Origin of the sequence: Aeromonas hydrophila subsp. hydrophila ATCC 7966, assembly GCF_000014805.1 — a bacterium.
Classification (GTDB): domain Bacteria; phylum Pseudomonadota; class Gammaproteobacteria; order Enterobacterales; family Aeromonadaceae; genus Aeromonas; species Aeromonas hydrophila.
In genome coordinates, this window is sequence record NC_008570.1 from 4,024,385 (window position 1) to 4,041,159 (window position 16,775).

The following is a 16,775-nucleotide window of genomic DNA, read 5'->3' on the forward strand; positions in this document are numbered from 1 at the left end:
GATCCCATGACCTCAACCTTTTTTAACAAACAGAAAACACAATATAAACGTTTCATCTTTAACCAACAGACCAGCTTTGCCCCGTTCCGCCAGATTTTATCCTGACGCAGCAACTGCTTATCCGCCGGGCACGAGCAGTGGCACAGCTCCGCCACGACCGCAAAAAAAAGCCCCGACCAGAGGTCGGGGCCATGTTGGCAAGCACCAATCAGCGATTGATCGCGATCGGCATGCCGCTGCGCTGCTCCAGCGCCTGCTTGACCAGCTGGGAGTCGCTGTCGGCGTGGGCGATGAAGCGGGTCACCGCCGGGGTCATCGGCAGCGGCGCAGGCAGGCTGGAGTTGAACTCCTCCTGATTGCGGGAGAGCGGCTGATGCACTTCCAGGTAGCGGCGGCCATCCGGCTCGACGCTGGCCTTGATCGGCTGGTTGACGAACTGGACGCGGGTACCGACCGGTACCTTCTTGAACAGGTATTCGATGTCGTCGTTGCGCAGGCGCACGCAGCCGTGGCTCACCCGCAGACCGATGCCGAACTGGGCGTTGGTGCCGTGGATGGCGTACATCTTGCCGATGTAGAGCGCGAACAGCCCCATGGGGTTGTCCGGGCCGGCCGGCCACACCGCCGGCAGGCTTTCACCACGGGCGGCATATTCGGCATGCATCTTGGCGGTCGGGGTCCAGGTCGGGCCCGCCTTCTTGCGCTGCACGCTGGTCACCCAGTTTTCCGGGGTGTCGGTGCCGAGCTGGCCGATGCCGATGGGCAGCACTTCCACCACCTTCTTGCCTTTCGGGTAGTAGTAGAGGCGCATCTCGGCCACGTTCAGCACGATGCCTTCACGGGGCGCATCCGGCAGGATCAGCTGGTGCGGCACGATCAGCTTCTCGCCGGTCTGCAGCAGCAGGGGATCCGCCTTGGGGTTGGCCTCCAGCATGTTGGTCAGCCCCAGCTGGAATTTGGCGGCGGCGGCCTCCAGCGGCTGGCCGTTTTCTTCGGCCGGGACCACGTATTCCAGATTTTCACCCACTAGGCGGCTGTTGGCCGCAGGCAGGGCGTATTCAACAGCGAGCGCAGGCGCGGCGCCCAAGAGGAGGCTGCAGCACAGCGCGGCCGCAGTATTGTGGAGGAGCTTCATAACTTTCCTGTAATGGATGACGTGGTTCAAGACTCTGGGCTGACCCGGGAGCGGCGGGCGATCCGGGGGGCGAAGAGAAGGCCGCCATTTTTCTCCTCTGCCGGACAAATTTCAACTGACAAGTGGCGGCGGGTCGGCGATTAATATCGCTTTTTTTATCCGCCGCCAGCCCCTGCCGGTCGGTCGTTTACCCCTTTTGCCAGGCGCGCATATCGTAACCTGTGGGAGATTGGTGCAACCGCAGATGAAATTGCTCAATGATGGCAAAGATGTGGTCGAAAATGTCGGCCTGGATCCCTTCGTAATCGGCCCAGGCGGTGGTCGCCGTGAAGCAGTAGATCTCCAGCGGCAGGCCGTCCGAGGTCGGTGCCAGCTGGCGCACCATCAGGGTCATGTCCTTGCGAATGCCGGGGTGGGCGCGCAGGTAGGCGTCCAGATAGGCGCGCAGGGTACCGAGGTTGGTGAGGTGACGACCGTTGATGGGGCAGCTGATGGCGTCGCTCAACTGCTGGTTGTAGGCGCTCAGCTCCTGCTCCTTGCGGCTCAGATAGGGCGCCAGTAGCTGGGCCTGCTTGAGCTGCAGCTGCTCGTCCGCCGTCAGGAAACGCACGCTGGTCATGTCGATGTTGACACTGCGCTTGATGCGCCGGCCACCCGACTCCGTCATCCCCTGCCAGTTCTTGAAGGAGTCGGAGATGAGGGCATAGGTGGGGATGGTGGTGATGGTCTTGTCCCAGTTCGACACCTTGACCGTGGTGAGGCCGATGTCGGTCACCTCGCCATCGGCGCCGTACTTGTCCATCTGCAGCCAGTCACCGACGCTCAGCATGCGGTTGGCGGAGAGCTGGATGCCGGCCACCAGCCCGAGGATGGGATCCTTGAACACCAACATCAACACCGCGGTCATGGCACCCAGACCGCTGAACAGGAACAGCGGCGACTTGCCGAGCAGCAGGGCGATCATCAGGATGCCCACCAGGATGCTGCCCACCAGTTTCACCCCCTGGAAGATACCGCGCAGGGGCAGATCCCGCCCGAGCCGGGTGTAGCGGCTCACCGACAGCATGCAGTCGAGCAGGGCAAACAGGGAGAGCAGCAGGAACAGCAGGATCCAGAGCTGGGCCACCATCTCGATCAGTTGCAGGCTGTCGGAGTTGCGCGGCAGCCAGATCTCGGCCTGGCCGAGCAGCACGGCCCCCTGCAGCACGAAGGCGAGCCGGTAGAACAGCCGCTGTTGCAGCTGGGGCGGCAGCCACACCTGCTTGGTCTTGCCGAGCACCCCCACCAGCCGCACCAGCAGCACCCGGTGCAGCAGCATGTGCAGCAGCAGCGAGGTGAGCACGATAAAGCCCAGAGCGATCACCAGCCCCATCATGCCGGTTACCTCCAGCCCGAGCCCGGCCAGCCAGCGAAAAAACATCTCCTTCATCCCATCCTCCTGTGCGTGAAACTGCGGTCAGGGTACGTATCTGCCACCCCATGTCAAATGACAGCCGGCGCCACGGCCGCCACAAACGACAACGCCCGGCAGGGGCCGGGCGTTGTCTGGGAGCGAGGGGGCGTTAGCCGACCAGGCTCAGGGCATCGCGGGCGATAACCAGCTCTTCGTTGGTGGGCATCACCAGCGCCAGGCGGCTGCCTTCGGCCGTGATGGGGCCTTCACCGCCCAGCACCGCGGCGTTGTTGGCTTCCTTGTCGATCTTGAAGCCGAACAGGGCCAGACGGGCCAGCACCATCTCGCGCACCATGGCGGCGTTTTCACCGATACCGCCGGTGAACACCAGGGCGTCCAGACGACCATCCATGGCGGCAGCGTAGGCGCCGACATACTTGGCCACCCGGTAGGTGAACACGTCCAGCGCGCGCTTGGCACCGGCGTCGGTGGCGTAGTTGGTGGTGACGTAGCGGCAGTCGCTGCTCGCCTCGGTCATGCCCAGCAGGCCGGACTCGCGGGTCAGGGTGTGGTTGATCTGCTCCACGCTGTAACCGAGCTGGTCGTGCATAAAGAAGACTACAGCGGGGTCTATGTCGCCGGAGCGGGTGCCCATCGCCAGCCCTTCCAGCGGGGTCAGGCCCATGGAGGTGTCGACGGATTCGCCGCCACGGATGGCGCAGACGGAGGCGCCGTTACCCAGGTGGCAGTTGATGATGTTGAGCTCTGCCAGCGGCTTGCCCAGCGCCTTGGCGGTCTCTTCCGCGATGAAGCGGTGGGAGGTGCCGTGGGCGCCGTAACGACGGATGCCGTTCTCTTTGTAGAGCTTGTAGGGCAGCGCGTAGAGGTAGGCTTCCTGTGGCAGGGTCTGGTGGAAGGCGGTGTCGAACACGGCCACGTTCTTCTCTGCCAGCGCCGGGAACACCTTGAGCGCGGCACGGATGCCGATGAGGTGCGCCGGGTTGTGCAGGGGGGCGAACGGAATGGCGGCTTCGATGCCGGCAATCACGCCGTCATCAATGCGAACAGAACGGGAGAACTGCTCGCCACCGTGCACGATGCGGTGACCGATGGCCACCAGCTGCTCGGCCAGAGTCGGATCCTGCGGCAGGATGTGACCCACGATGTGGTCGAGGGCCTCCTGGTGCGCGGCGCCCGCGCCCAGCATGGCTTCGCCCTTGACCCCGTGGAGTTTCCATTTGATACGTGCATCATCCAGATTGAAGCATTCGGCCAGGCCGGACAGCATGTCCTCACCTGTTTCGGCGTCCATTACGGCAAATTTCAGGGAAGAGCTACCGCAGTTAAGGATCAATACCAACTTGCTCATGTTCTACATCTTCCTGTGCTTCGGCTTTATGCCGACAGTGTCGTGTCATCCAAAGTGGATGGGATTCCCCTGCCGGGGGCTTATGGTCGCAGGAAAGTGCGCCCAATTTTTCAATATGTTAAGTGCAAATCCGGATGATTCCGGGCACTCGTCTCAGCCAGGCTGCGCCAGCGGTCACAGGCCGGCCAGCAGATCCCGGTGCACCTTGACCACCAGCTTCTTCACCTGAGCCGGCTGGTTGGGGGTGCAGAGGGGGCGATGCAGTTCTCCCGGCCAGAAGATGGCGAAGTCGCCGGGCTGCAACGCCAGATAACTGGTCTGTTCGTCCTCGACGAACCAGAGGTCGGGATGGGGATGATCGGCGCCTTCGGCAACATAGCCATGGGGCCCGACCCCGATCCACTCTTCGCCACGCAGCAGCAGCTGGATGTCCAGATACTGCTGATGGAACTCGCCACGGCGATCCGCGGCCGGCTCGGTCAGCTCTTCGCTCACCAGGCAGAACAGCGTGAGACCGTCGATCTCCTGCTTGCCGAGCGGCGCCTGCAGCCACTGTTCGACGCTTTGCACCACCTCGACCATGATGCGGTCCAGCGGGGCGGGCAGCGGCGTGCGCTGCAGGGTGTTCAGACTGCCGGTGATCATGGCGCTTCCTTAGGTGTATTCAGGCGACATCTTAGCCGCAAAATGAAAAAGGACCCTGTTGAGGTCCTTGTGTCACACCGCCTGCAATCCGTGCAGACAGAGATAGAGCATTTGCTCGTATCAAGCGGGATGAGTGCACTGTTACACACTCATCTGCGGCTTGCCAAGAGGCGCAAGCGCGTTCGCCCAGTGATCGTACCAGCTGAAACAATATTATTCACTACTCCAGCACCGTCGACTTTGACCAGACGCAAAAACGGGAGCATCTGCTCCCGTTTTTTTCGCATCACCCGGTGATAACCGGTGCCATTCAAGCCTTGCCGGCGTTCTCCACCGGCTTGGCGTACATGGCGCGCCAGATGGCCTTGTGCTCTTCCGGCACCTCCGACTGACGGCTCAGGAAGGCAGCCTGCTCGATGGTGTTGGCCTTGCCAGACACATCTGCAGCCAGGTAGTTGCCCGGGAAGAGGCGGTAGTTGCCCCAGATCGCCTTGTCGATCAGTGCGGCCAGTTCGTCCGGATCGCTGAAGCCCTCGGTGATGGGGGCGCCGAAGGAGACGTGTACTCGCCCCTTCTGGCCGACGATGCCGGCGACGATGCTCTCGATGTCCTCGAACTCGCCCTTCTCGTAGCTGCCGTTGACCGACTTCTCGTACAGCTCGCGCGCCTTGGCCTTGTCGGTGGGATCCAGCTCGTAGCTGATGCTGACCGGCACGATATTGAGGCTGCGCATGTAGTCGACGAACTCGATCTTCTGCTTCTTGCCGTCCACGTAGAACATCTTGAGGATGGCCGGATCTGTCTTGTCATCGCCGTTCTTGGCGCGCCCTTCCTTCTGGGCGATCCAGATGGAGTGACCTTCGTGCACCGACTGGCCGATGTAGGCCGACAGCTCGCCGAGCGCCTTCATCATCTCCCGCGGCCCCTTGGCGGAGCGCTTGACGATGAAGCTCTTGTTGAGCTTCATCAGCTCGGTGGCGCAGGGTTTGCGCAGCAGGTTGTCGCCGATGGCAATGCGTACGGTATCGAACCCGTGGGTGTGCAGCCCCCAGTTGACGAACGCCGGATCCATGGCGATGTCCCTGTGGTTGGAGACGAACAGGTAGCCCTGCTCCTTCTTCAGGTGTTCGAGCCCGGAGAAGGTCACCCCCTGGGTGGAGGTGGCGATCATCCGGCTCATGTAGCGGGTCACCCCCATCTGCACCTGATGGATGGTGGTCACCTTGGACCACTTGTAGCGCAGGAACTGGCGGATCAGCGGGCGGATGGCCCAGCCCAGCCAGCTCATCAGGGAGCCGAAACGATACTTGGCGATGGCGCCGACAAATTCATCATCCCGGATCAGCCGTTCGATGGCTGCCGGCACTTCCTCATCGCGGTAGGGGCGAATGTCCGCGAATCTATCTACTTCAGTCACAGTGTCAGCCTTGCAGGTAAGGAGTCGCGGCCAGCGCGCGCTGGCCGGAAAATTCAGGGCGCAATTTTACACGCTTTTATGCCGAGGGGTATGTGGCGTGCGTAGATAGTGAGATCTGACCAGTGAAATGAACAAATGGCCCCGTTCGGGCCATTCTTTTTTACTCTTCCACCGTGAACGAGAGCATCATGCCGGTATCTTCGTGCTCCAGCAGATGGCAGTGGGCCATGTAGGCCCGCTCCTTGGGCGCCGTGTGATCGAAACGCACCAGCACCTCGCTGCGCCCGCCCTCCACCTTGACGATGTCCTTCCAGCCGGCGCGATGCGGGGCCACCGGCTGACCGTTCTCGCTGAGGATCCGGAAGCGGGTGCCATGGATATGGAAGGGGTGCAGCATCATGTCCCCCTCCCCCGAGATGATCCAGCGCTCGGTGCGGCCGCGCTTGACCGCAAACTGCGGGTCGTTCATGGCGAAGGCCTGACCGTTGATGCGGTTGCCGCCGTGCAGATCCAGCGGCCTGGCACTGCCCTTGTCCTCCTGCATCCCGGCCATGGTGTCGTGCTGCATCTCGCCCGCTGGCATGGCCATGTCGCCATGATCCATCCCGGCCATCCCGTCGCCCTGCCCGTCCATCTTCATCCCGGCCATGGCGCCCGTATCGCCGTGGGCCATGCTCATGCCCGCCATGGCGCCGTGGCCATAGCGGCTCATCAGCGCCTGCATCCCCTGCCGATCCAGCTCGGGATCCATCGACAGGGTCAGGGTGCGGCTCGGCAAGCCTTGAGTGGCGGGCAGCGCTGGCAGCCGGGCCAGGCTGTCCGGCAAGCGTCCCTTGCCCTCGATCAGGGAGGGCCGGATCCGCAGCAGCGGCAGGGCCGCATCGAACGGCGCCAGGGTCATCCCCATCTGGCGTACCGGCAGGGTGAGCAGGTCGAACGCCTTGCCGTTGCGGGCATCCACCATCACCTCGAAGCGCTCCCCCGGCAGCAACGCCAGCTCGCTCAGCGCCACCGGCTCCGCCAGCAGGCCGCCATCGCTGCCGATCACATACAAGGGGCGGCCGTCACTGGTCGCCAGCCTGAGGGAGCGGGCATTGCAGCCGTTGAGCAGCCGCAACCGCAGCCAGCCGCGAGGCGCTTCGTGGGTCGGATAGACGGCGCCATTGGTCAGCATCAGATCGCCGAACCAGCCGACCGCGGCGCTCATCACGTCCAGCTGGTAGTCCACCTGATCCCGCCCATCGAGCCGCTTGTCCTGCAGCACCAGCGGGATGTCGTCCACCCCCCAGCGCTGGGGCAGCGGCAGCCGCAGGCTCTCCTCGTCGTCGAGGATGAAGAGCCCGGCCAGCCCCATGGCCACCTGATGGCCGGTCTGCCCGTGGGTGTGGGGGTGATACCAGCAGGTGGCCGCCGGCTGCTCGATGCGAAACGCCGCCTGCCACTCTTTGCCGGCAGGGATGCTGGCCTGCGGGCCGCCATCGGCGGTGCCGGGCACCTCCAGCCCGTGCCAGTGCACCGTGGTGGTCTCCGCCAGCTGGTTGGCGACCCGGACTCGCACCGCCTGCCCCTGACGGGCACGCAGAGTGGGGCCGAGCAGGTTGCCGTTGTAGCCCCAGCTATGGGTCGGCTGGCGTCGCCACTGCATCTGGCCCGGCTGGGCCCTGAGCTGGAACACGCCGCTGGCATCCGCCTCCAGCAGCGCAGGAATCGGCAGGGCAGGCCGCTCGGCGGCAACCGCCCGGCCCCACCAGGGCAGGGCGCCGGCGATACCGACGGCGGTGGAGAATTTGAGAAAATCGCGACGCTGCATGAGTCACTCCTCGTTGGCCAAAGCGGACCTTCAGCCTAAGCAGCAACCCTGCGGCAAGGTCAAGCCCTGCCGAGCCGGCGGCCGGACAATTTCTGGCTTATCCGCTTGCCAGCAGAGCCATGGTCGTCAAGCCAACGCCAGGCTCACCGCCGCCTCGGCGTGGATCGCCATGGTTGTGTCGTAGAGCGGCACCGTGGTGCGGCATATTCCAACCCACTATCTGCCCCACCTGCTTGCCAGCAGGCCCCTGTGGTCGTCAAGCCAGCGCCAGGGTTACCGCCGCCTCGGCGTGAATGGCAGTGGTGTCGTAGAGCGGCACCGCGGCCTCGGCCTCCCCCACCAACAGGGCTATCTCGGTGCAGCCGAGGATCACCGCCTGGGCTCCCGCGTCGGCCAGCGCGCTGATGATGGCCAAGTACTCGGCCCGCGATGCGTCGCGAATGTCGCCGAGGCACAGCTCGTCATAGATGATGCGGTGTACCCGCTCCCGCTGCGCCTCGCCGGGCACCAGCACCTCCAGTCCGAATTTGTCCTGCAAGCGCCCCTTGTAGAAATCCTGCTCCATGGTGAAGCGGGTGCCGAGCAGACCGACCTTTTGGATCCCGTCCGCTTGCAGCTGACGCGCGGTGGCATCGGCAATATGGAGCAGCGGGATGTCGATGGCGGCCTCAATCTCGGGCGCCACCTTGTGCATGGTGTTGGTGCCGATCAGCAGAAAGTCGGCGCCGCCGGCCTGGATGGCCTGCGCCTCGGCCGCCAGCAGACGGGCGGTGGCGGGCCAGTCGCCGATGTGCTGCAGCCGCTCTATCTCGGCAAAGTCGACGCTGCTCAGCAGCACCCGCGCCGAGTGCAAGCCACCGAGCCGCTCGCGCACGCCCCGGTTGAGCGCCTGATAGTAGCTGACGGTGGACTCCCAGCTCATGCCACCCAGCAGACCGATACATTTCATGGGACCTCCTTGTGCAAACCGATCGTGTACACCGATTGTGCACATCAACCGGAGGGCGGGGCGCGTCATCGCACCGCCCCGTGAATAAAAAAGGCCCCGCAGGGCCAACAAGACAGCCGGTAAAGGCCCGGGCGCAGGCCCGGACTAAATCCAGATCATCAGCACGCAGGCCGCCGTGGCGACCCCCATGCCGAGATTGAAACGACGCCAGCCTCTGGTGGTGCGAATGAGCCGGCGTACCTGGGCACCGAACAGCACCCAGAAGGCCCCGGTATAGAGGCCGGTCACGAAGAAGATGCCGAGCACCCAGATGGCGGAGGGCCAGTAGGCCTCCCCCGCCAGGGTGAAGCCGCTGATGGCGGAGAGCGCCATCATCCACGCCTTGGGGTTGAGCAACTGCAGCATGGCCCCCTGATGGGCCGGGATCAGCGGCCGGTTGCCCTCGGCCGGGCCGCTGGCGGTCGCCACCTTCCAGGCCAGCCAGAGCAGGTAGGCCGAACCGATGAGCTTGAGCCCGTCGTGCAGCAGCGGCAGTTGCTCGAACATCACCCCCAGCCCCAGCGCCGTGGCCAGGATCATCAAGTTGATCCCCCCCACCACCCCCACCAGCAGGGGCACGCTGCGGCGAAAGCCCTGGGCCGCACCGGCGCTGGTGAGCAGCATGTTGTTGGGGCCCGGCGTGCCGCAAGTGATCAGGGCAAAGCCCGCCAGGGGAAGCAACCAGTTCAGATCCATCTCAACCTCTTGATGATGCAGGGCGCCGACTCGGCGACAAGCCTTCTAATATGCAGAGCCGGTGCCCGTCAGACAAGGCCGCAGATGCACTTTCTTCGCATCTTTATGCGGCCCCTGGCAGCACTCAGTACCAGAGCATCACCACGCAGAGCGCGGTCAGCGCCCCCAGGCTGCCGTTGAGCCGGCGCCAGCCTCTGTCAGAGTTGATCCAGCGGCTGAGCTGATGACCGAACAGCACCCAGGCAAAGCAGACTGGCAATCCCGCCATGGGGAAGACGGCCATGATGCCCCACAGACTCGGCCAGTAAGCACTGCCCGGCAGACTGAACAGACTGATGGCGGAGATCCCCATCATCCAGGCCTTGGGGTTGAGAAACTGGAAGCCCAGCCCCTCCAGCAGGGTCAGCGGGCGCGAACGTCGTTCCGGATCGCCGGGGGCACCGGCCACCGCGATGCGCCATGCCAGCCACAACAAATAGAGGCTGCCCAGCACCTGCAGGCTCAGCTTGAGCAGCGGCCAGCGCTCGAACAGGGGGTAGAGCCCCAGCGCCAGCACCAGTTGCAGGACGGGTTGTCCCACCACGACACCGATCAGATGGGGCAGGGTGCGACGCACCCCGAAGTTGGCGCCGGAGGCGGTCAGCATGAGGTTGTTGGGGCCCGGCGTGCCACAGGTGAGCAACGCAAAGCCAAACAGGGTGGCATACCATTCGATCGTCATCTTTGTACTCCTGAACTGCGCACATTGTATCGATACAATGTGCCACTTTTGGTTGTTATCGGGTTCAAAATCACGCTATATTGCCGATACATTTCGATCAATGGATTTATTGTCACCATGACAATTTGGACCCCGGACCTCACCCCCTTCGCCGGCCCCCTCTACCTCAAGCTGGTGAAGGCCATCGAGCAGGCCATTCAGGACGGCTCCCTGCCGCCCGAGACCCGGCTGCCCACCCACAGGGCGCTGGCGGACAAGCTGGGGGTCACCGTCGGCACCGTCACCCGCGCCTATGGCGAGGCGGAGCGGCGCGGGCTGCTGGCCGCCCGGGTGGGGCACGGCACCTGGGTCAAGGGGGATCATGAGGATCCGGCCAACGCCTGGGTGATCCGCAAGGAGGAGGGACACCGCATCGAGTTGTGGCAGAACCTGCCGGTGCAGCTGGATCGGGCCGCCATCATCCGCCCCATGCTGGCGGAAGTGGCGGACGGGGATCTCAACGCCCTGCTCGGTTATGACAAGGAGGCGGGCCAGCCGAGCCAGCGCCAGCTGTTCATCGACTGGCTTGCCGAGCAGGGAGTGGCGGGCAGTGAGGAGTATCTGCTGTTCAGCCACGGCGCCCAGCACGGCATCATGCTCTCCCTGCTGGCCACCGGCTGCGTGGGGGAGACCCTGTTCTGCGAAGGGCTCAGCTATCCCGGCATGCTGGGCAACGCCCGTCAGCTGAAGAACCAGGTGGTGGGGCTGGCGATGGACGCAGAGGGGCTGCTGCCCGACGCGCTGGAGGCGGCCTGTCGCACCCGTCGGGCCAAGCTGCTCTACCTCACCCCCACCCTGCAAAATCCCACCACCGCCACCATGAGCCTGGCGCGGCGCGAGGCCATCGTCGCCATCGCCCGTCGCCACGACCTGCTGATCATCGAGGACGACGTCAACGGCCTGCTGCCCCAGCAACCGGTGACACCGCTGGTCAATCTGGCGCCGGAGCGGGTCATCTATCTGGGCAGCCTGGCCAAGATCGCCTGCGGCGGCCTGCGGGTCGGCTTCGTGCTGACCCCGCCGGCCCTGCGCGGCGCCTTCGCCCAGGCGATGCGACTGTCGAGCTGGATGGTGAGCCCGCTGCTCATCGAGCTGGCCTGCAAGCTGGTGAGCCAGCGCCAGATCATGCCTCTTGTAGAGCAGCAGCGGCAGATCCTGGCACGTCGCGGCGAGCTGCTGCGCCACCTGCTGCCGGGGGCCTGCTGGCAGGCGGGCTCCATGCACGCCTGGCTGCCGCTGCCGGAACCCTGGCGCAGCCAGGAGTTTGCCGAGGCCGCCAACGCCCTTGACGTCGGCGTGGCGAGCGGGGAACACTTCGCCGCCGGCCAGTTCGCCGCCCCGCAGGGTGTGCGGCTGAGCCTGAGCCAGCCGGCCACCGACGCCCGCGTCGCCGAGGGGCTGGAGCGGCTCGCCGGCCTGCTGCGCGCCGCGCCGCCCACCAATACCCTGCTATAGTCAGCCCCGGCCCAGCCCATCCGTGCGCTCAAAGGAGAGCCCATGCACCCGACCCGCGCCCCCTTGTTGCTCCTCACCCTGCTGCTGGGGGGTTGCGCCACGCCCGGCCATCAGCAGCTGGGGGCCGCGCTGAGCGGGCTGGAGGGGGAGTTGCAGCGGCTGGAGGAGGAGCTGGCGGCCATGAACGGCCTGCACTACCAGAAGGCGATCGACGCCCCCCTCAGCCTGCGCCGCCGGCTGAGCGCCCCCGTCCCCACGGCGGAAGGGCTGCTGCCCAGCCGCAGCACGCTGACAGACGGCCCCCTGCTGCGCTACGACTACCGGCTGCCGGTCGGCATGGCCAGCCTGCCCCTCGCCGAGCCCTGTCTGCGCTACGAATTCGAGCTGCGCCACCTGGGCCGCCTCGGCCAGCTCGCCCTGCACTGGCAGGGGGCGGCAGGCTCGGGGGAGCAACTGATCCAGCAGCGCGACTGCCCCTTTTCGGCCAAAGGGCCCGGTCTGCAATAGGCCCGCCGCCGGCCGACCTGCCCCTATGGTCAGTTGAAAGGGGCGAAGCCATCTTGTAGCGTGCCAGCATCCCGACTCCTGCTGGAAGCGCCCATGAAACTGACTCCCCTGTGGCTGGCCCTGTGCGGCCTGCCCGCCCTGGCCTGCGGCCCGGATGGCTGCGAGACGCCGCTCACCCTGCAACTGACCGCCGCCCAGTGCCACCTGAACGGGCTGCCGTTCCTCTCCCCCGACAACGACACCCGCACCAACCTGGCGCTGCTGCTGGCCGATGAGCAGGCCTTCTCGCTGCCCAAGGCGCCGCTGCCGCTGCCCTTCGCCATCGAGGATCTGCTCAACCCGGCCCTACCCAACCCGACCCAAGCCGAGCCGGCCCCCGCCGGGCCGGATCCCCTGCTGGCGCTGGCCGCCGGTCTCGGTATCGAGCAGAGCACCACCCAGGCCGCCCTGGAGCGGGCCGCCGGCTGGAGCGAGGGGCGCTGCATCAGCAACAACCCCATCGCGGCCGAAGCCTTCCTGCAGGCGCTGGTCGACACCCCGGCGCTGGGTGCCGACGAGCGCAGCCAGCTGGCCCGCCAGCGGCTGGCCATGCTGGGCCAGTGCGCCCAGCAGGCCGAAACGGCCACGGCGCCGGAGGACAAGGCCACGCCGCTGTCGGCCGCCGGCCAGGGCTTTGCCGACTACCTGGCTGCCAGCCGACTCTTCTATCAGGGGGAGTTCGCCCAGGCCGATGCGCTGTTTGCCGCCCTCGCCGGGCAGGATCAGCCCTGGCTGAAAGAGACGGCGGGTTACATGCGGATCCGGGTCGCCCTCAACCAGTCCCAGCAAAGCGCCTTCGATGACTGGGGCACACTGGATCGCAACCAGATTGACCAGGCCGCCGTGCAACGCGCCGAGCAGTTCATCGTCGACTATCGCAGCCGCTACCCAGAGGGGCGCTATCTCGACTCCGCCAACGGACTGCTGCGCCGGCTCGCCTGGTTCAAGGGGGATGAGGCGGCGCTGGCCGGCCTGTTCCAGCAGGCGAGCCGCCAGCCGGGCAACCCGGAGCTGCTCAACGAAATAGACCTCAAGCTGCTGATGCAGCCCGGCTTCACCGGCTCAGCCGCCATGCCGCAGCTGACCCTGGTGCAGGATTTGCGCCGGCTGCGTTTGCATGAGAGTTGGGACGAGTGGCAACCGCTGCAATCCGGCGAGCTGGTCCAGCAGAGCGCCCAGTTTGCCAGCAACCCGGCCTGGCTCTCCTACCTGCAGCAGGCCGAGCGCTACTATCTGGCCAAGGATTATGCCGCCGTCATCGCCGCCGCTCCCGCCCTCGGCAAGGGACCACTCGACAACCTGGCGTTCAGCCAGCAGGTGCTCAAGGGCATGGCGCTGGCGGCCAGTCAGGCGCTGCCCGAGGCGGAGCAGCAGTGGCGCGCCCTGCTCGCCAGCCAGCCCACCCCCTTGCAGGATCAGCTGCTGCAGCTGGCGCTGGCCATGACCCTGGAGCGGGCCGGCCGGCTGGAGCAGGTGTTCGCCAAGGAGAGCCCCATCCAGAGCGATCACTACCGCATTCCGCTGCTGGAGTACGTGGCACCGGCCCCGCTGCTGCGCCGCATGGTGCAGGATGAGCAGGCCTCCGACACCCTGCGCCAGCGCGCCGGCCACACCCTGCGCTACAAGCAGCTGACCCACGGCGACTACCGGGGCTTCCTGCAGGATCTGGCGCTGGCCCCGCTGGCCGCCCCGTTTGACTGGCAAGGGAGCCAGGAGTATCAGTGCCCGGCGCTCACGGCGGTGGTCACCACCCTGGCGGACAACCCCAAATCCCCCAAGGCACTCAACTGCCTCGGCGAGTTTTTCCTGAGCCAGGGGCTGGACTGGGATCCGCTCCTGCAGCGGCCGGGCGCCGACACCCTGGCGGGCAGCCGGGATCTGTTTGCCGGCCAGCAGCGCAGCCGGCTCGACTGGTATCAACAGGTGATCACCAGCCCCAAGGCCGCCAAGGAGGAGAAGGCCTACGCCCTCTACCGCGCCATCAACTGTTACGCCCCGAGCGGCAACAACAGCTGCGGCAGCCAGGAGATCCCCCTAAGCCAGCGCAAGGGCTGGTTCAACACCCTCAAACGCCAGTACGGAACGAGCCAGTGGGCCAAGCAGCTCAAATATTACTGGTGATGCTGGCGCTGCTGGGCGCCGAGACCAGCGCCGCCGTCGAGGCGAGCCACTACCGCCAGTTCTGGCTGTGGGCCGGGGTCAGGCCCCAGCCGGTGCTGCAACAGGCCGAGCGGCTCTATCTGCATCAGGGGGAGATAGGCCCGCTCGATGCGCGCCAGCCCGTGCGCTTTCAGGGGCAGGGCATAGCGCCGAGCAAGCTGCCGGTAAAGGAGCTCTGGCTCGCCTACCGGGTAGAGCGGCTCGACTGGGATGAGGCCCTGCTCAAGAACCTGACCAACCAGCTGGCGGCCTGGCAGCGCAAGGGCAATGGGGTGCGCGGCGTCCAGATCGATTTTGATGCCCGCACCCACCGGCTGGCGGACTATGGCGACTTCCTGCGCCAGCTCCGTCGCCAGCTGCCCGCCGACTGCGCCATCAGCATCACCGGCCTGCTGGACTGGACCCGCACCGGCGATGTGACGACCCTCAACGCCCTTGCCGGCGTGGTCGACGAGCTGGTGGTACAGACCTATCGCGGCCGCCGCACCGAGCCGGGCTACGCCCGCTACTTGCAGGCGCTGACGCGGCTGACCCTGCCTTTCAAGGTAGGGCTGGTGCAGGGAGGCGAGTGGGATCCAACGTGGGAGAGCAGACTGGCCGATTCGGCTGCCTATCGCGGTGCGGTGGTGTTTCTCATCAACCCGCCAGGTGCCTAACGCCGGGGAGGAATTGACCGCCCCCAGGCTGGCGTCGAGCGTGGTAGCTCTTTGACTCCGGCAACATGCCATACTTGTCCGTACCCTGAACCAGCCAAGGAGCGCCAAGGATGCAGATCCTCCTGATCGAAGATGATGCCATGCTCAGCACGGCCCTCTCCCGAGGACTGAATGAGCAGGGGATCACCCCGGCCCAGCTGACCCACTGCAAGGAGCTGGCGACCCTGCCTACCCTGCTGCGCCAGCAGTCGTTCGATGTGGTCATCTGCCGCCAGTACCACCATCAGGCCCGTGAGGGGGTGCGCTTGCTGCAGGAGGCCCACTATCTGGGTCTGCTCGAACCGGGCTGCGTGCTGCTGCTGCTGGACGAGGATCACGATCAGCTGCAGTTTCCCCCTTCCGACCTCTACTTTCCGTTGCTGCTGCCCATGCCGTTCACCGCCGATCAGCTCACCGCCAGTCTGCGCGAACTGGTGCAGCTGACCGGGCTGACCCGCACCCTGCCCGCCCCGATGAAGCTCAGGGAGTGGCAGGTCAGCTGCGCCCTGTGCGAGGACCTGCTCTATCAACAGCAGAAGTACCGGGAGCTGGGGCCGCTGCTGGACCGGATCAAGGGCTACATGCTGCTGCAGCAGCAGGATCACTTTCACGCCGCCCAGCACTACGCGGTCTGCACCACGGAGCACGATGCCTGGTGGCCGCGCAAGGGGTTGATCCACGCTCTGCTGGGGCTGAACAAACTGGAAAGTGCGCGCAAGGATCTGGCCCGCAACCGGGAACGGCTGCCAGCCCCCCTGCAACTGGAACTGGCGCTGGCCTGTCTGCTGCACGAGCGGCAGTGGGAAGGAGCCTGGGACGTGCTCACCCTGCTGCTGCAAAAGCAGGCCTGGCAACCGGAGTGGCGCCAGGCGGCCATTCTGCTGGCGCTGCTGCTCAAGGACGAGGGCAAGGCGCTGGAGCAGGCCAACGCCCTCAGCCTGCGCTTCTTCGGCGATCACAAATTCCGGGTGTCCATCGATAACTTCATCCTCAATGCCAGCCTGGCGGTGCTCTGGCACTACCCGAGCGCCGCCCGGATCAGTGCCTTGCAGCAGGAGTATCGCTACCTCAGCCAGGCGGTGACCCTGCGGGCCCACGAGGAGGCCCTGCTCAAGGCGCTGATGCTGAGCCTGGACTACCGCTTCGACGAGGCCCTGGTACTGCTCGCCAAGCACCCACCGGAGAGCGCACGGGATCACCACCTCAACCAGCTGCTCGGCTTTGCCGTCAGCCAGTTCTGCGGCCTGCCCCACCACGCCCAGCGCTACCTGAGCCAGCTCAGCCAGTATCAGGCCAGGGTCGCCCCGGCCCCGCTGGTGCAGCAGCTGTTCAAGCAGGTCATCGGCGATTTCATGAAACAGCTGGAGCGGCGCGAGCTGCGGCTGACCTACCTGCGCCAGGAGCGGCAGCGGGCCAGCGCGGCGGGCCAGCACCAGCTGGCCGTGCAGTATGCGCTGACCCTGCAGGAGGAGTTCCCCGCCCTGCCCGGCGATGCCTGGCAACTGCTGGAGCTGCTGCAACTGTGCTGGCCGGCCGGCATGGCCGCCCCCAGGGTGGCCCTGCTGGTGGATCGGCTGGAGCGACGCCTCAACCACAGCGCCTCCTTCATGGAGCACCACGCCGAGGAGTACCACAAGACCCTGCTGCAGATCCGCTCCCACCTCAATCCCCGCCTACCTACCACGCCCCCCAACTAGGCCCGGTCA

The 16,775-nt window shown here is 65.7% G+C and carries 14 protein-coding genes; 5 read left to right on the forward strand and 9 right to left on the reverse strand.

The window, feature by feature from the left end; genetic code table 11:
* Positions 1-208: 208 nt before the first annotated feature.
* The 9 genes from AHA_RS18110 to AHA_RS18150 form a co-directional block, all read right to left on the reverse strand.
* Positions 209-1,135, reverse strand: a complete 927-nt coding sequence (locus AHA_RS18110) for a L,D-transpeptidase family protein (RefSeq protein WP_073351664.1) — start codon at positions 1,133-1,135, stop codon at positions 209-211.
* A 187-nt stretch (positions 1,136-1,322) separates the two neighbouring features.
* Positions 1,323-2,564 carry a mechanosensitive ion channel family protein gene (locus AHA_RS18115; RefSeq protein ID WP_011707327.1) on the reverse strand — a complete coding sequence of 414 codons (1,242 nt, stop codon included), beginning with the start codon at positions 2,562-2,564 and terminating at the stop codon, positions 1,323-1,325.
* A 133-nt stretch (positions 2,565-2,697) separates the two neighbouring features.
* Positions 2,698-3,897 (reverse strand): acetate kinase, encoded by a 1,200-nt coding sequence (locus tag AHA_RS18120; RefSeq protein ID WP_011707328.1) that lies wholly within the window; start codon positions 3,895-3,897, stop codon positions 2,698-2,700.
* A 174-nt stretch (positions 3,898-4,071) separates the two neighbouring features.
* Positions 4,072-4,542 carry a YhcH/YjgK/YiaL family protein gene (locus tag AHA_RS18125; RefSeq protein WP_011707329.1) on the reverse strand — a complete coding sequence of 157 codons (471 nt, stop codon included), beginning with the start codon at positions 4,540-4,542 and terminating at the stop codon, positions 4,072-4,074.
* A 310-nt stretch (positions 4,543-4,852) separates the two neighbouring features.
* Positions 4,853-5,959: a 1-acyl-sn-glycerol-3-phosphate acyltransferase gene (locus AHA_RS18130; protein WP_011707330.1), complete on the reverse strand. Its 1,107-nt coding sequence runs from the start codon at positions 5,957-5,959 to the stop codon at positions 4,853-4,855.
* A 160-nt stretch (positions 5,960-6,119) separates the two neighbouring features.
* Positions 6,120-7,769: a multicopper oxidase CueO gene (cueO, locus tag AHA_RS18135; protein ID WP_011707331.1), complete on the reverse strand. Its 1,650-nt coding sequence runs from the start codon at positions 7,767-7,769 to the stop codon at positions 6,120-6,122.
* A 256-nt stretch (positions 7,770-8,025) separates the two neighbouring features.
* The gene (locus AHA_RS18140) at positions 8,026-8,718 is read right to left on the reverse strand and encodes an aspartate/glutamate racemase family protein (RefSeq protein ID WP_011707332.1); all 693 of its coding nucleotides are present in this window, start codon (positions 8,716-8,718) and stop codon (positions 8,026-8,028) included.
* 144 nt (positions 8,719-8,862) lie between these two features.
* Positions 8,863-9,453, reverse strand: coding sequence for a LysE family translocator (locus AHA_RS18145; RefSeq protein WP_011707333.1), 591 nt, complete (start codon positions 9,451-9,453; stop codon positions 8,863-8,865).
* Positions 9,454-9,577: 124 nt separating this feature from the next.
* Positions 9,578-10,174, reverse strand: a complete 597-nt coding sequence (locus AHA_RS18150) for a LysE family translocator (protein WP_016351932.1) — start codon at positions 10,172-10,174, stop codon at positions 9,578-9,580.
* 117 nt (positions 10,175-10,291) lie between these two features.
* On the opposite strand from AHA_RS18150, the gene AHA_RS18155 reads away from it, so the two are divergent.
* The 5 genes from AHA_RS18155 to AHA_RS18175 all read left to right on the forward strand — a co-directional run bounded on the left by AHA_RS18155 (position 10,292) and on the right by AHA_RS18175 (position 16,766).
* Positions 10,292-11,668, forward strand: a complete 1,377-nt coding sequence (locus AHA_RS18155; protein ID WP_139705912.1) for an aminotransferase-like domain-containing protein — start codon at positions 10,292-10,294, stop codon at positions 11,666-11,668.
* 42 nt (positions 11,669-11,710) lie between these two features.
* Entirely contained in the window at positions 11,711-12,175 is a 465-nt protein-coding gene (locus tag AHA_RS18160) for a hypothetical protein (RefSeq protein WP_011707335.1), read from the forward strand.
* A 93-nt stretch (positions 12,176-12,268) separates the two neighbouring features.
* The gene (locus AHA_RS18165; RefSeq protein WP_164927743.1) at positions 12,269-14,335 is read left to right on the forward strand and encodes a hypothetical protein; all 2,067 of its coding nucleotides are present in this window, start codon (positions 12,269-12,271) and stop codon (positions 14,333-14,335) included.
* Positions 14,305-15,030, forward strand: coding sequence for a DUF3142 domain-containing protein (locus AHA_RS18170; RefSeq protein ID WP_011707337.1), 726 nt, complete (start codon positions 14,305-14,307; stop codon positions 15,028-15,030). The genes AHA_RS18165 and AHA_RS18170 overlap by 31 nt, the downstream gene beginning before the upstream one ends.
* A gap of 110 nt (positions 15,031-15,140) precedes the next feature.
* A complete protein-coding gene (locus tag AHA_RS18175; protein ID WP_011707339.1) occupies positions 15,141-16,766 on the forward strand; it encodes a response regulator in 1,626 nt (541 codons plus the stop codon).
* Positions 16,767-16,775 lie beyond the last annotated feature (9 nt).